Source organism: Streptomyces sp. NPDC107550 (assembly GCF_055639095.1).
Genome location: NZ_JBVKBC010000010.1, coordinates 123492 through 138511, shown reverse-complemented (window position 1 = coordinate 138511; position 15020 = coordinate 123492). Strand labels below are relative to the sequence as shown.

Genomic DNA, 15020 nt, shown 5'->3' with positions numbered 1-15020 from the left:
TCTGACGAGCAGTCCGCTTCCGCCGCCTCCCGCGACCGCAAGGAATCCACCCCATGTCCCTCTCTGTCTTCGACCTGTATTCGATCGGCGTCGGCCCCTCCAGTTCCCACACCGTCGGCCCGATGCGCGCGGCCTCGGTGTTCGCCGAACGGCTGAAGTACGACGGCCTGTTGGCGCCGACGCACTCCGTGCGCGTCGAGCTGTTCGGCTCGCTCGGCGCCACCGGGGTCGGCCATCACACCCCCAAGGCGGTCCTCCTCGGCCTCAGCGGCCACACCCCGCGCACCCTCGACGTGGACGCCGCCGACGAGGACGCCCTGCGCATCGAGACCACCCGGCGCCTGAAACTGGCCGGTTCCAAAGAGATCGCCTTCGACCCGGCCGCCGACCTCGTCCTGCACCAGGACCGCTCGCTGCCCTTCCACGCCAACGCCATGCGCCTGTACGCACATGACGTCTCCGGCGCCGTCCTGCTGGAGAAGACCTTCTACTCGATCGGCGGCGGGTTCATCGTCGACGACGAGGCCGCGTGCGCCGACCCCGGGCACGTCGAGGACACGGCCGTCGCCCACCCCTTCAGCACCGGCGCCGAACTCCTCGCCGCCACCCGCGCGACCGGTCTGCCCGTCTCCGCCATCATGCTCGCCAACGAACGGGCCTGGCGCGACGAGGAGACCGTCGAGGCCGGGCTCCTGGAGATCTGGGAGGTCATGGACGCGGGCATCCAGCGGGGCCTCTCCCGCGAGGGCATCCTGCCCGGCGGCCTCCAGGTCCGCCGCAGGGCCGCCGCCGCTGCCCGCGTGCTGCGCGCCGAGGGCGAGGCGGCGGGCCGCGCCATGGATTGGGTCACGCTGTACGCGATGGCCGTCAACGAAGAGAACGCCGCCGGCGGCCGGGTGGTGACCGCGCCCACCAACGGCGCGGCCGGGATCGTCCCGGCGGTGCTCCGCTACTGCCTCACCTTCGCCGGCGCCGGGACGACCGACGCCGAACGCGACGACACCGTCACGCGATTCCTGCTCACCGCGGGCGCCGTCGGCCTGTTGATCAAGCAGAACGCGTCCATCTCGGGCGCGGAGGTCGGCTGCCAGGGCGAGGTCGGCTCCGCCTGCGCGATGGCGGCCGCGGGGCTCACCGAGGTCCTCGGCGGCACGCCTGAACAGGTCGAGAACGCCGCCGAGATCGGCATGGAGCACAACCTCGGTCTGACCTGCGACCCGGTGGGCGGTCTCGTCCAGATCCCCTGCATCGAACGCAACGGCATGGCCGCCGTCAAGGCGATCACCGCCGCGCACATGGCGCTGCGCGGCGACGGGCGTCATCAGGTCTCCCTCGACGACGTCATCGAGACCATGCGGATCACGGGCGCCGAGATGAGCGACAAGTACAAGGAGACCGCTCGCGGGGGCCTCGCCGTGAGCCTCGCCGCCTGCTGATCTCGGACCCCCCTGCGCGTGCACCCCCCTCGCCGGTTTCGCCGACGACGGGGGTGCACGTGCAGTGGGGGTGCTGGCGCGCATCCGCTGGGGGGTGCTCGCCCGCACCCACGAGGGGCCGCGCCGGGCTGGCTTAGGGTGGGGCGCATGAACCCGCGCCCTGTGACGCTCCTCGACGTCGCCCGCCGGGTCGGCCTGTCCCGCACCACCGTCTCGGAAGCGCTGAGCGGGAAAGGCCGCGTCTCCGAGGAGACACGCGAGCGGGTGCGGGTCGCCGCCGACGAACTGGGGTACGTCGCCAACCGGATCGCCCGGCAGTTGCGTACCCGCCGTGTGGACGCCATCGGGTTCCACGGGCCGCTCAGGGCGCGCGACCTGGAGTTCTACATGCGGTTCGCGTTCGGTGTGGCGGGCGAGGCGCTGGCGTGGGGCATGGACACCGTGTTGATGGTCGGTGAGGACTCGCTCCGCAGCGGGCTGCAACTCGGCGGGGTCGTCGCCGTGGACCCCGTCGCCGACGACCCGGTCGTCACCGCCCTGGTCCGCTCGGACGTGCCGGTGGTCAGCGTCGGCCGCTACACGTCCTCGCAGGGCCTCGCGGCGGCGGTCACGCTGGAGGCCCGGCACGGCGCGTTGCAGAGGGAGCTGCTGACGCGCCTCCTGCACCAGGGGCGCCGCCGGTTCGAACTGTGGACCCTGTCGCTGGACGGCAAGCCCTCCTTCGCCGCCGACGCCGTAGAGGCGTACGGGACCTGGCTCACCGGGACCGACGCCACGGCGGCCGGAGTCCGCGGATCGACGCGCATGTTCGAGGGGCGCCCGGAACCCGAGGCGATCCGGCACGCGCTGCTCGACGCCCTCGGCCAGGGCGTGGACGCGATCGTGTGCGGCGTCCAGGGCCTCGCCCCGCAGGTCGAGCACGCGCTGATGCGGCTCCCCGCAGCCGGGCGGTGCGCGGACGTCACGGTCGCGTCGTTCGCGTCCGACCGGCCCCTTGCGACCGGCCCGGTCATCGAGCTGGAGCCGTACCAGTACGGAGCGACCGCGGCCCGTCTCCTGTCCGATGTGATGGCCGGGGCTCCCGCCGACCCCCATGTGTGGTTCGAGGGCGGGCACATCGTCGAATCGGCGGGGCGCGCGCAGAGTACGTAACTGCCCTGCCGGGTCAGGTCAGTTCAGGGCAGACGCCGTCGATGCCGTCGCCGGGGCGCGCCGCCGGCACGGCGGATCATGCGGTGGCGGCGGTTACGTAACCGCTCACGGCGGGAGCCGGGGCCTGAGCGCGGCTCGCTCGGGAGTCACGGCGTCGTAGCGGCGCTGTTTCGCGTGCCCATCGTGCACACCCTTCGGTGCGGGAGGCGCGGGCGAGGCGGATCGGTTCTGCGGGAAGCGTTGACGAATCCCTCCCCCTGGTCCACGCTTTGCGTTGCCGAATCGATTCGGCTCACACGAATCCGTTCCGCCAAAGCACTTGAACGACGGAATGCGTTGTCGTGTGATCGGTACGCACCGGTGCGGTCCTCGGGCTCAGTGACGGCGAGCCCTGCCCCTCGTCCCCGAGGACCGCTCCGGTCGGCCGCCCGGGCCGCCGCCGGCGGCGCGTCCTGCACCTCTTCGATGTCCGCAGTCGTCCCAGGAGGATCCGCGCATGTGCGAGAGCACGGTCTATGTCAACGCCGTCGTCTTCGACGGGCTCGCCGGCGGGGCGCGACACAGCGCCTTCGCGGTGCGCGGCGAGCGGTTCCTCGCCGTCGGCGACGCGGACGAGGTGCGCGCGGCGGCGGGCGGGAACGCCGTCGAGGTCGATCTCGGCGGGGCGTTCGTGATGCCGGGCGTGATCGAGGCGCACGCGCACCTGGCGATGTTCGGCCGCGCGCAGGGGAAGGTGCAACTGCGGGACTGCGCGAGCCTGGAGCAGATACAGGAGCGGCTGCTCGCCGCGCGCCGCGCGAACCCGGGCGCCGCGCGGATCGAGGGCGGGGGCTGGCTGTTCGACGCGCTGCCCGACGGTGTCTCCCAGCCGACCGCCGCGATGATCGACGCGGTGGTCAGCGACGTACCGGTGTTCCTCGACGCGAACGACCTGCACTCGACGTGGATGAACGCGGCGGCGCTCAAGGCCGTGGGCATCGACCGCGCCACGCCCGATCCGATCGGGGGCGAGGTGGTGCGCGACGCGGACGGGGAGCCGACCGGGTTCCTGCTGGAGACGGCGGCGCTGGACCTCGTGATGCCGTACCTGGAGAGCGTGGTCACGGAGTCCGAGCAGGACGCGTTCCTGGCGCGCGCGTTCGACTCCTACCTGAGGGCCGGGGTGACGGGGGCCGTGGACATGGGGATGGAGGAGTACGCCCTGGCCGGTCTGCGGCGCCTGCTCGACCGGGAGGGGCGGCTGCCGTTCCCGGTGACCGCGCACTGGCTGATCAACTCCACCGGCGACGCCGCCGCCGACCTCGCCCAGGTGGAGCGGGCCGTGCGGCTGCGCGACGAGCTCGCGGCCGAGGGCACGCCGTGGCTGCGGATCGCCGGGATCAAGCTCATCCTCGACGGCGTCATCGACGCGTGCACCGCAGCCATGGCGGCCCCGTACGCCGACGGGACGAACGCCGAGCCGATCTGGAGCCGGGAGGCGGTGCTGCCGGTCGCCGTCGCGGCGGACCGGGCCGGGCTCCAGCTCGCCATGCACGCGATCGGTGACGCGGCGAGCGCCCTCGCCGTCGACATCGTCGCCGCGTGCGAGCAGGCCAACGGCGCCGACGCCGACCGCCGTCCCCGTATCGAGCACCTGGAGTCCGTGGACCCGGCGACGGTCGGCCGGATGCGGGCGCACGGCATCGTCGCCTCGATGCAGCCGGTGCACTGCGACCCGGCCATCCTCGACAACTGGATGGCCATGCTCGGCGACCGGCGCGCGGACGACGGCTTCCCGTGGGACTGGTTCCGCGACGGTCAGGTGCCGCTCGCGCTCGGCACGGACGCGCCCACCGCGCCGCACGAGGCGCTGCACAACCTGTTCATCGCCACCTCAGGGCGTTCCGCGCTCGACCCCGCCCGGGCTCCGTACCAGCCCTCGCGCGCGTTCACCGCCGAACAGGCGCTCGCCGCAGCCACCAGCGGGGCGGCGTTCGCCGGGCGGATCGACGACGCGTACGGGCGTATCGCTCCCGGCCACTACGCCAACGCGGCGGTGCTCGACATCGATCCGCTGTCGCGGCCGGCGGACGATCTGCTGTCGGGCTCCGTGCTTCTGACGCTGGTCCACGGGCAGGTCGCCCACCGCGCGCCGGGCGACGGGAGCGGCGAGCGCTGAATCGCCGCTCCCCGCACCACCCGGCTCAGCTCACTCCCGCTCCCGCCTCCCCCGCGCGCCTCTTCGCCCGCCCCCGCTCCTCTTCGCTCTCCCCCGCTCTCCCCCGCTCCCTTCGCTCTCCTTCGTCGGCGCTGCCCGAAGGCTTCAGGAAGGCACACCCGCCATGGCCCAGACATCCGCCGATTCGGTCGACCCGAGGCGCGAAACCCGCCCGGAACGGCACGAGTTCGTCGACGCGGCGACCGCGCCGGAGACCCGGGGCATCGAGCTCGTCGGCGACGACGAGCGGCACGGGAAGGCCCGCGACCTCTTCTTCGTCTGGTCGGCGCCCAGCCTCAGCGTGCTGAACGTGACCGTGGGCGCGTCCCTGACGATCGTCCTGGGCCTTGAGGTGTGGCAAGGGCTGCTCGTGCTCCTCGCCTCGTCCGCGCTGGCGGTCCTGCCGGGCATCGTGGCGGTCTCCGGACCCGCGGCCGGCACCTCGGGCTCGGTGATCCAGCGCGCGATCTACGGCATTCGCGGCAACAAGATCGTGATCGCCTTCTACGGATGGTTCATCTCCGGCGTCTTCCTCGCGCTCAACTGGGTCGCGGCCGCGTTCATGGGCGCCGAACTCCTCACCCGGTGGGGCTTTCCCGATCACACCGTGGCGCTCATCGCCGTCGCCGTCGTCACCGCCGCGATCACCGTCCTCGTCGCCATCTACGGCCACGCCCTGATCCTGCGCGCCTACATGGCCATCGCCATCGCCCTGTCGGTGATCTTCGCGGCGGTCGTCGGCTTCCTCGCACCCTCCGTCGACTGGGGGTTCACCCAGACCGCCCCGCTGCACGGCCTGCCCTTGTGGTCGAGCCTGACGATCGCCTTCGGCCTGTTCGCCTCCTCCCCTCTGTCGTTCAGCAACAGCGCGGACATGTCCCGTTATCTGCCCCGTACGACGAAGCCCTCCCGGATCATCGCCGCCACCACGCTGGGCAACCTGTTCCCCGGCACGCTCCTCACCGCCTTCGGGATCGTCCTCGGCGGCAGCGTCGGCGCCCAGAGCCTGAAGAACGGCATCGAGTACGCCCTGCTGGAGCAACTGCCCGCCTGGCTCGCCCCGGCGTTCGTCCTCGGCGTCCTCGTGAACACCATCGCGCTCAACGGCATGACCACGTACTCCGCCAGCATGGCCCTCCAGTCGATCGGCATCCCCATCCGCCGTATCCCCTCCGCCATCCTCATCGGGGTGCTCGGGGCCGCGTTCACCATCGTCCTCGTCCTGTCGTCGAGCCTCATCGACGCCATCAACCTGATGCTCCAGTTCCTCCTGGTCATCTCCGCCCCCACCATGGCGGTCTACGTCGCGGACATCGTGCTGCGCCGCAACCGCTACGACGGCCGCGCGCTGTTCGACGAACGCCCCGGCGCACCGTTCTGGTACACCGGCGGTTTCGGCGGCCCCGGCCTCGTCTCCGTCGTCGCCGGCGCCCTCGCCACGGCCCTGTTCCTCTCCACCACCGTGTGGACGGGCCCCCTCGGCGCGGCCCTCGGCGACCTGGACCTGTCGGTGCCGGCGGGCATGCTCACCTCGGCTGTCCTCTACGCGCTGCTCGGCCGCCGCAGCATCCGCAGGCAGATCGCCCAGAGCTGACACGCCTGCGGAACCGTCCGGTTCGGGTGCGCGCCCGTCCAGCTCAGCGGCTATACATGGCACGTATACATGAGGCGTATACATGGCATGTATAGTCGGCGCATGGCTGCTTCGATCACCTTTCGCCGTGACACCCCTGCCGTCACGCTGGCCGCGACCGCCGTCTTCGGGCTTGCGCTCGGGGCGGCGACGTACGGTCTGCACGGCATATCGCCTCTGCTGGACCGGGCGACCAACTCGTCGTCCACCTGGATCATCTGGACCGCCGCGGCCGGGGCGCTCGTCCGTGAAAGGTGGGTCGCCGTCTGGGGCGGGGCACTGATGATGCTCGCCACCTGCTGCGGCTACTACACGGCGTCCACGCTGGGCGGCACGTTCGGGAGCGGCGGGCTCGGGACCGCCGCCGTGTGGTCGGTGGCCGGGCTCGCCGGAGGGCCCCTGCTGGGGTGGGCGGGCTGGACCGTACGGCGGGCACAGGGCGACCGGCGAGCAGTCGCCGGGGCCGTGATCGCCATGGTGGTGCTGGGTGAGGGGCTCTGGCTGGGCCTGGCGCTGCGTTACTGGGGGACGGCGGCCGTCTTCCTGACCGCCGGGGCACTGATCGCCGCCCTCCTGACCGTCTATCTGGCGCGCACCGGGGCGCGCCGCTACTGGCTGTGCGCCACGCTCGCCCCTATGGGCGGTCTCCTCTTCTACGCCGCCGAGAAGGGCATCCTCAACGGCTTGATCGGCTCGGTCTGATGTCGTCCACCGCCACGGGCGCGGGCCCCTGATCCGGTCCGCTGATCCAGCCGGCCGACCGCTCGCGTCCCGCCCGTCGCGCAGCCCGGCAGTCCCCTTGGCTCAGCGCAGTACGCGATAGGTCACGTGGGTGACTGCGTGCGCGGCTCGCGCGTCCACCTGTTCGAGATTGAGTGGCGGTACGCCGTCGAACAACCGCGTGCCGCCGCCCAGCGTGAACGGCACGATGTGCAGGCGCAGTTCGTCGATCAGGCCCGCGGCGAGGTACTGGTTGACCGTGGTCGCGCCGCCGTGGATCGACACGTCGCGCTCCCCCGCCGCCTCGCGGGCCCGCCGCAGCGCGGAGTCGATGCCGTCGGTGACGAAGTGGAAGGTGGTCCCGCCGTCCATCGGCTGCGGGTCGCGGGGGTGGTGCGTGAGGACGAACACCGGGGCGTGGTACGGCGGATCGTCGCCCCACCACCCCTTCCACGGACGGTCCCATGGGCCGCGTACGGGACCGAACATGTTGCGCCCCATGACGAAGGCGCCGACCTTGGCCAGCCGGTCGAGTTCGGCCTGCCTCGCCTCCGGGGTCTCGAACATCCAGGCGTGCAGCCTGTCTCCCCACCCGTCGCCGCCGTCGTCTCCGAACGGGCGCTCCTCCGACTGGGCGAGTCCGGCCGCGTACCCGTCGAGGGAGATCGAGAGATTGCAGGTCACTTTGCCCACGTGGTCCGTCACTGTGCCGTCCTCCTGGTGGCGGCCTTCTGCCGCCTTCGCGGAGCCGTCCGGTCGGTTCACTAAGGGATAGACCGCTCCGGGCTCGCCGACTCATCGCTCCGGTGTCGGCCGCCGACGTGCCCGAACGTCAGCCGGCGAACCCCGTCGACGGCTACCGCAGGCTTGCTCCGCCCAGTCCTCCTCACCGCTCAGGTCGAGCATCAGACGGTTGTCTCCCGTAGCCGGCCCTCCGACCGGCCAGAACTCATCGGACGGCACCGGGGTCGGCGGCGGCCCTACGGGTGGAAGCTGATCTCCGGGTTCTCCGGGGCAGGCCCGGTGAGGAGGGGTTGGGGTGTGCCCTTCAGGTGCTGGTCGAAGAAGGCGGTGACGTACGCGCGGGTGAGGTGGACGGCGCGCGCGGCGGGGAGCGTGCGGTCGGGGTCGGGCAGGCCGAGCGCGTCGAGGAGCACGGGGAAGTCGGTGAACGAGACATGGTTGGTGCCGGCCACGGTCAGCCAGCGTTTCCAGCCGTCGAGGCGGGGCCAGCTCTCCGCCCAGCTGGTGTCGTCCGCGCCGCCCGGCAGCGGGTGCCCCATCATCAGGAACGGCCTGCCGCCGAGGCCGGTCGCGGGCACGGGGACGTCCAGGGTGCCGTCCAGGTCGGCGCCGGCCCGGATCCGCCGGTCCGCGAGCAGCGCCGGTACGGCCGACGCGCCGCCCGCCGAGTGGCCGGCCATGCCGATCCGGGCGGGGTCGATCGTGCGGGAGTAGCGCCAGGCGGGGTGCGGCCGTGCGGTCAACCGGTCGATGACGAAGGAGACGTCGCGGGCGCGGCTGCGACTGAGGCCCGCCCAGTCCGCCGGGGAGCGCAGGCGCCCGCACATCACGCAGGGCACCGTGCTCCCGTCGGGGAAGGTCGTCCCGGTGTTCTCGTAGGTGTGGTCGATGAGGGCGACGACGTAACCGTGGCTGGACAGGTCCTCGGCCAGCGCGGTCAGCGATGTACGGGGCATGGTGAAGCCGGGTGAGAGCAGCACCAGCGGGTGGCGGCCGGGCGCGGGGCGGGCACCGGAGGCGGCCCAGGTGCGGGTCCCGGTGAGCGCCTCGGTGGGGACGGTGTTGCCGGGGAGCTTGGTGTCCAGCAGCAGCCGGGCCGCGGCGGGGGTCATGTACGCGGCCGGGCTGCCGGTGCCCGACCTCGCCGGGTAGTACATGGACACCATGAGCCGGCGCGGGCCCGCCGAGGGCACCCACGGGTCGGTCCTGCCCCGGTCGACGAGTTCCAGGACGTCGAGGCCGGACGCGTACGGCCCTGTGGGGCGCGGGAGTTCGGCCCGGACGGCTGCCGGGGCGGTCGCCGCGGACGCGGTGGGTCGGGCGGCTTCGGCGGGTGTGGCGGCGGCCGTCAGCGGCAGGGCGAGCAGCAGTGCCGCGAGCGCGGCGGCGGAACGGATTCTGGTCATGGGCGGGACCGTACGTTCCCCCGGGCGCGTTGGCGTCGCCTCAGGGATGTAGCACTTGCGTCGGACCACGGACCCGCCACCCGAACCGGAGTTCGGCGCCATGGCCGGGAACCCGCCACTGAACGGCGCGTTCCGGACGTGTCCGGGGTGTGGGGAGATGAGCCGGTGCGGTGCCGAGAACTGATCTCTTCGAGAGAGCGGTGACGACACCCCCTCTCCGAGAAAGTGGTGCGGCCTCCGGGGGCGGACATGGAGAAGGTCTACGACAGTGCGGACTACCCGGCGTGCGACGCGCTCGACGCCTGGGCGGCGGCCACGGCGGACGCGGTGATGCCGACCCTGTTCCGGCTGGTCGGCACCGACACGTTCCACGGCGCTCTTGAGGCGAGCGCGCTGGGCGCGGTGCAGGTCTCGGCGATGGCGTACCACTCGTTCCAGTGCGTGCGCACCGCGAAGCTGATCCGCAGAGCGGACCCCGAGTGCGTGCAGCTCGCGTTCATGCGCTCGGGCCGGCATGTGCTGGAGCAGAGCGGCAACCGGGCGGCGCTCCGCCCGGGTGAGTTGGCGGTCTTCGACAGTTCGCGGCCGTTCGAGACGTGGGCGGACGGCACGTCCCTGCTCGTCCAGGTCCCGCACGCCCTGCTGTCGCTGCCGGCCGGCCGTGTGCACGCGCTCGTCTCCCGGCCGTTGCCGGCCACGGCGGGCATGGGGCGGCTGCTGGCGGACTTCCTCGGCGGCGTGGAGCGTGACGGCGCCGGCCGCACCCCGCAGGACGCGCTGCGGCTGGCGACCGTCTGCGTCGATCTGGTGACCGCCGTCCTCGCCCATCATCTGGAGCGTGCGTACGAGGTTCCCGCGGGGTCGCGCCGACGGGTCCTGTTCCTGCGCGTCACCGCGTTCATCCAGCGGCGCCTCGGCGACCCCGCGCTGAGCGTCGAGAACGTCGCCGCCGCGCACCACATCTCCGTACGGTCGCTGCACCGCCTGTTCCAGCAGCACGGGATGAGCGTCGGCGCCTGGATCCGGGGCCAGCGTCTGGAGCGCTGCCGTCGTGAGCTGGCCGACCCGGGGCTGCGGCACGAACCCGTCGCCTCCATCGCGGCCCGCTGGGGCCTCCCCCGCCGGCGGACTTCACCCGCGCGTTCCGCACCCGCTACGGCGTCACACCGAGCGACTACCGCAGGGAGTACGCACACACGCGCGCCGCCGATGAACGCGCGGTGCCCGGGGCGGACGATGCCCCGGGCACGTGATCGCTCACCGGTCGTCCGCGTCAGGCGCTCAGCTTCTTCCAGATCTGGGTGCTGCCCGTCGACGTCGTACAACCGCCCTGGATGACCGGGGTGTCGCGGGCCGTCGAACTGCGCTGGGTACCGACGCACAGGCCCGAGTGGGCGTTGACAATCTGGTACTTGCTGGAGTGGCCGATGTACTTCAGACGCCACAGCTGGGAGTGGTCCCGGGTGCTGGTGCAGTTGCCCCACGCCAGGCCCGCGCCCCCGGCGCCGGAGCTGTGCCAGACGCCGAGGCAGACCCGGTTGGTGGGGTTGTAGAGCTTGTAGTACGCCCGGCCTCCGACCCGGGTCTTCGCGTACGCCTTCCAGGCGGTGCGGTTGCTGCCGCAGCTCATCAGGGTGACCGTGGAGCGGCCGGAGGTCATGCCCAGGCAGTAGCCCGAGCGCACGTTCTTGTGCCGCAGTGGGCCGGCGGCCTGGGCGGGTGAGGCCGTGGACAGAGCGAGTGCGGCGGTCAGGAAGGCCGCCGCGACGGGCAGCGTGGGCGTGGTGCGCACTGAATCCCCCAGTTCGGGTCCGTAAGTCGGTTGCTGTGGATCCATCGTGGCGGGAACCCGAGGTGGGGCGCCTTCGCAGCGGGCGCCAACCGCTTGGCACGGAGCGCCAGAAGAGTGCGTGGCGCACAGCGCGGGCGGGCTCCGGCCCGGCGGCACCTCCGCGTCGCGTCACCACATGGCACGTCCCCGGGACGAGCCCACGAGCGGGGCCGTCTCCGGGGACGTACGGATCGGATCGCGCTGCGCCGCCGTCGTCAGCGGGGCGCCGATGGTCAGTGCCTGCTGGGCGTCACCTCACGAGGACGACCGAGTTCACCGGGGTCATGTCGTACGAGATGGTGCCGACCTGGCGGTTGACTGCCCCGCAGTTGGTGCCGTTGTAGCCGCGGCAGAGCTGGTAACCGGCGCCGCCGGTCTGGTTGTTCACGACGGGACGGACGCCGATGACCTTCTCCAGGTCGTGCGCGCCATAGGAGTAGAAGACGTTCTTGGGCAGGATGCTGCCGTCGGGCTCACGGATGCAGACGGCGCCGCTCGGGCACGAGGCCGCCGCCGACGCGGCGGGCGCCAGACCGAGGCCGAGGACACCGAGTGCGAACGTGGCGCCCGCGGCGGACAGGACGAACTTGCGCATGCTTCCCCCTTGTTGGACGGCGGCCTGGTCAGGGCCGCCTGGACTGCGAACGAAGCTTGTCGCGGCGACCCTAGTCCCGACCGACGGGCACGACCCCGCGTTCCCCGGTTCCGGGGACGGCCGAGGCCGGCGGCCCGTACACTGTGCCGCCGCGCTGCGGCCGTTTCGCTTCCCTCGGTACTGGCCGCCAGCCGCCCTGACGGGCGGAACCGGTACCGCGGCCGCGTTCAGTGGGAGGCCGTTGCCTTGAAGTCTCGGGGGACCAGGGCGACCACCAGGAGGGTGACCGTGATGACGAGGCCGACCGAGATCCAGGCCGTCGTCGTCAGGGCGGTATCGAAGGCGCTGCGGGCGACGGCCATGACGTTCGGGTCGTTCAACTCGTGGGCGCTGCCGATGGATTCGGCGGCGTGGGCGGGCTGGCCGCTCATCTCGCGGGCGTAGACGGCTCCGTGGATCGAGCCGAGGAGCGCCACGCCGAGGCCGACGCCCACTTCGTACGACGTCTCGGAGACGGCACCGGCCTGGCCGGCGCGTTCGGAGGGGACCGCGGAGACGAGCACGGAGGCCGCCGTCGTGATGGCGAGCCCGTCGCCGAGGCCGACCGTGATGAGGACGACGACGGCGTACGCGTAGGTGGTCGGCGTCGGGGACAGCGCGAGTACGAGGAAGCCGAGGGAGAGCGCGCCGAGCCCCAGGGCCATGATGGCGCGGACGCCGATCCGCTGCATCAGCCAGGGCGCGGTGAGCGAACCGGTGAGCGCGGCCAGCGCGGCGGGCAGCGTCCGCAGGCCCGCCTCGGAGGGCGTGTAGCCGCGTACGTACTGGAGCCACAGGGACATCAGGAACAGCGCGGCGCCGATGGCGAGCATGGCCATGAGGGTGGCGAGCGCGGCTCCGGTGAAGGCCCGGTTGCGGAAGAGCCGTACGTCGAGCAGCGGGTCAGGCAGGCGGAGTTGACGGCGGGCGAAGGCGGCCAGGACGAGGATGCCGAGGAGCAGCACGGCCACGTCCATGACCTGCACGCTGCCTTTGGCGACGTGTTTGATGCCCCAGGCGAGGGCGACGATGCCGATGACGGAGAGGACCGCGCTGGCCCAGTCGAGCGGGGTGTCCCCCGCGTCCTTGAACTCGGGGAGCATGAGGACGCCGGCGACGACGGCGACCACGACGATGGGCACGTTGACCCAGAAGGCGGCCGCCCAGCCGTACTGCTCGACCAGGACGCCGCCGATCAGCGGTCCGATCGTGGCCCCGGCACCGGCGACGGCGGCCCAGATGCCGATGGCGAGGTTGCGTTCGCGCGCGTCCTGGAAGATGTTGCGGATCAGCGACAGCGTGGACGGCATGACCATGGCGCCGCCGATGCCCAGGAGCACGCGCCCGGCGATGAGCTGGGCGGAGGTGGTGGAGGTCGCGGCGACGACCGAGGCGATCCCGAAGAGGACGAACCCGGCGAGGAAGAGGCGCTTGCGGCCGAAGCGGTCGCCGACGGCTGCGGTGGTGATGAGGAGGCCGCCGAGGACCAGCCCGTAGATGTCGATGATCCACAGTTGCGCGAGCGCGCCGGGCCGCAGGTCGTCGATCAGGGAGGGAAGCGCGACGTTGAGGATGGTCGCGTCCATGGCGACGAGGAGCAGGCTCGTGCACAGCACGGCGAGCATCGCCCAGCGGCCGGCGCCTGCCTTTCCCTCCGCGTCCTGCGGAACCCGGGGTTCCTGGGACGGCCCCTGGGGGCGTACCGATCGAGGCACGACGTTCGCATCCTTCCGGCGTGAGTTCTTCTCCCCTGACGCGTGGCGTGCAGGCCCAGGCTTACGCGAGTTCTTCGCGGCGTGTTCTTCTTCTGCGTGCACTGCGGAAGTTCTTCGCGGTCTTCGCGTTCAGGGGGTGGGGTGGACGGGCAGCGGCGCCGTCACTGTGGCGTCCGCTGTCAGTATCCAGGCTTGTGTGGGTTCGTGCGCGGGCTGGAGGGCGGGCGGGGGCGCCTCGCGGATATCCGGCACCGAATGCCCGCATCACGGAGGGAGTCCTGCCGGGTGCGCTCGCACCCGGCAGGACTCCCCTATTCGTGGTCTTCTTCGTCGTGGAATTCAGGCGACCGCCGCCAGGGGGTTCGGGGCGCCCTCCACGGGCTGGATGACGTCCCAGTGTTCGGCGATCTGGCCCTGCTGCAGATAGAACACGTCGGCGGCCATGTATCCGGGGTCGTCCGGGCTGGTCTTCCAGTGCACGTGGGCGAAGACGTAATTGCCCTCCCGCACCATGCGCAGGATCGTGAGGGACGTCTCCGGGTTCTCGGCGAGTACCTTCTCGGTGCCCGCCACGAACGCCTCACGGCCCGTGGGGGCGCCGGGTCCCGGGGCGGTCAGGTCGGGGTTGTGCTCCACGAAGTCCCGGGTGACGTAGGTCGCCGCGCCGTGGGGGTCGTGATGGTTCCACAGCAGGTCGAAAAAGGTGCGGACTACTTCTTTCCTGTTCATGGTTCTCCAGCTCCGCTCGCGGCGGTGGGGTGGGGCGGACGGCGCGCAGTCGGTCGACGGTGACGAAGTCGGTAGCGGGACGATTCAAACCTTCTTCGTCATCGAACGCGCGGTCCGCTCGGGATCTCGTCCGGTTGAAAGGCCCTGGTGAAGCAGCGCCTTTCCGGATGTCTCGAAGCTAACCGAGTTGTTCAAGGAAAGGCAATCTTCGCCGGTGCGGGCCCCTGCGGATATCGCGGTTTTCGACGCCCGGTCCGCGAAACGACCAACTTTCCGTGCCATCGTGCGGCGCCGCGATCCCAGACGCCCGAGGCGGTTTACGCGCGTACGCCGTCACGGATGCGCGTCTTCGGAATCCGCAGCCTGCCCTCAGCGGAAGCCACTCCATGGCATCGGGCGGCGGAATTCCCGCCGAAAAGGGTGCGCTTCTCGTAGGACTTTACTTTCAGCGGCCTGTTCTCTGGCCGCACGGAAGCCGGGAATTAATGGTCCGTCGGTATTTCGTCCATCGCCGGAGAGTCTTTCGGCCTCGACGGGACGGACCTCCGGCTCTGTGCTGTGCGGCTTTCGAGCGCTCCGCGCGCCCCCCGCCCGCCGCGGGCCCGATCCCGGGAACGGTTTCCGTCGAAACGGGGCAGCCGGGGAGCGGGCGTGGCCGCGACGGCACGTGCGGCGTCGCCCTCGGGCCCCGACGCCGGTGCGCACGGCGCGGGCCGGGCGTCCGCTCCCCCGCCCCGCGTCACGGCATCCCCGTACCGCCGCACCAGGATTTTCAGCCGGCCACCTTCGAAAACCGCACCCGCTTCGAGGTGAACCCTGCCTT

Annotated in this window: 12 protein-coding genes; 6 read left to right on the top strand and 6 right to left on the bottom strand. The window is 71.8% G+C overall.

Annotated elements, in window-relative coordinates; translation table 11 throughout:
• The first annotated feature begins 53 nt into the window (after positions 1-53).
• The 5 genes from ACZ7LY_RS16505 (at position 54) to ACZ7LY_RS16485 (ending at position 7120) form a co-directional block, all read left to right on the top strand.
• Positions 54-1436, top strand: a complete 1383-nt coding sequence (locus ACZ7LY_RS16505; protein ID WP_471625280.1) for an L-serine ammonia-lyase — start codon at positions 54-56, stop codon at positions 1434-1436.
• Between the two features lie 147 nt (positions 1437-1583).
• Positions 1584-2588, top strand: a complete 1005-nt coding sequence (locus tag ACZ7LY_RS16500) for a LacI family DNA-binding transcriptional regulator (protein ID WP_471625279.1) — start codon at positions 1584-1586, stop codon at positions 2586-2588.
• Between the two features lie 496 nt (positions 2589-3084).
• Positions 3085-4746 (top strand): amidohydrolase, encoded by a 1662-nt coding sequence (locus tag ACZ7LY_RS16495; RefSeq protein WP_471625278.1) that lies wholly within the window; start codon positions 3085-3087, stop codon positions 4744-4746.
• A 163-nt stretch (positions 4747-4909) separates the two neighbouring features.
• Entirely contained in the window at positions 4910-6379 is a 1470-nt protein-coding gene (locus ACZ7LY_RS16490) for a purine-cytosine permease family protein (protein WP_471625277.1), read from the top strand.
• Positions 6380-6481: 102 nt separating this feature from the next.
• Positions 6482-7120 (top strand): DUF6518 family protein, encoded by a 639-nt coding sequence (locus tag ACZ7LY_RS16485; protein WP_471625276.1) that lies wholly within the window; start codon positions 6482-6484, stop codon positions 7118-7120.
• A 102-nt stretch (positions 7121-7222) separates the two neighbouring features.
• Here ACZ7LY_RS16485 and ACZ7LY_RS16480 read toward each other — a convergent pair whose 3' ends face one another.
• Both ACZ7LY_RS16480 and ACZ7LY_RS16475 read right to left on the bottom strand, forming a co-directional pair.
• Positions 7223-7843: a dihydrofolate reductase family protein gene (locus ACZ7LY_RS16480; protein ID WP_471625275.1), complete on the bottom strand. Its 621-nt coding sequence runs from the start codon at positions 7841-7843 to the stop codon at positions 7223-7225.
• Positions 7844-8118: 275 nt separating this feature from the next.
• On the bottom strand, positions 8119-9288 hold the full coding sequence (locus ACZ7LY_RS16475) for an alpha/beta hydrolase family protein (protein ID WP_471625274.1): 1170 nt from the start codon (positions 9286-9288) through the stop codon (positions 8119-8121).
• Between the two features lie 249 nt (positions 9289-9537).
• Here ACZ7LY_RS16475 and ACZ7LY_RS16470 point away from each other — a divergent pair, with 249 nt between their 5' ends.
• Positions 9538-10626, top strand: coding sequence for an AraC-like ligand-binding domain-containing protein (locus tag ACZ7LY_RS16470; RefSeq protein ID WP_471625273.1), 1089 nt, complete (start codon positions 9538-9540; stop codon positions 10624-10626).
• On the opposite strand, the gene ACZ7LY_RS16465 is transcribed toward ACZ7LY_RS16470, so the two are convergent.
• The 4 genes from ACZ7LY_RS16465 to ACZ7LY_RS16450 form a co-directional block, all read right to left on the bottom strand.
• The gene (locus ACZ7LY_RS16465; protein WP_471625272.1) at positions 10562-11080 is read right to left on the bottom strand and encodes an RICIN domain-containing protein; all 519 of its coding nucleotides are present in this window, start codon (positions 11078-11080) and stop codon (positions 10562-10564) included. The genes ACZ7LY_RS16470 and ACZ7LY_RS16465 overlap by 65 nt on opposite strands.
• A 289-nt stretch (positions 11081-11369) precedes the next feature.
• A complete protein-coding gene (locus tag ACZ7LY_RS16460) occupies positions 11370-11714 on the bottom strand; it encodes a hypothetical protein (RefSeq protein WP_471625271.1) in 345 nt (114 codons plus the stop codon).
• Positions 11715-11941: 227 nt separating this feature from the next.
• Positions 11942-13468, bottom strand: a complete 1527-nt coding sequence (locus tag ACZ7LY_RS16455; RefSeq protein ID WP_471625270.1) for an MFS transporter — start codon at positions 13466-13468, stop codon at positions 11942-11944.
• Between the two features lie 339 nt (positions 13469-13807).
• On the bottom strand, positions 13808-14197 hold the full coding sequence (locus tag ACZ7LY_RS16450) for a nuclear transport factor 2 family protein (protein WP_471625269.1): 390 nt from the start codon (positions 14195-14197) through the stop codon (positions 13808-13810).
• Between the last annotated feature and the right edge of the window lie 823 nt (positions 14198-15020).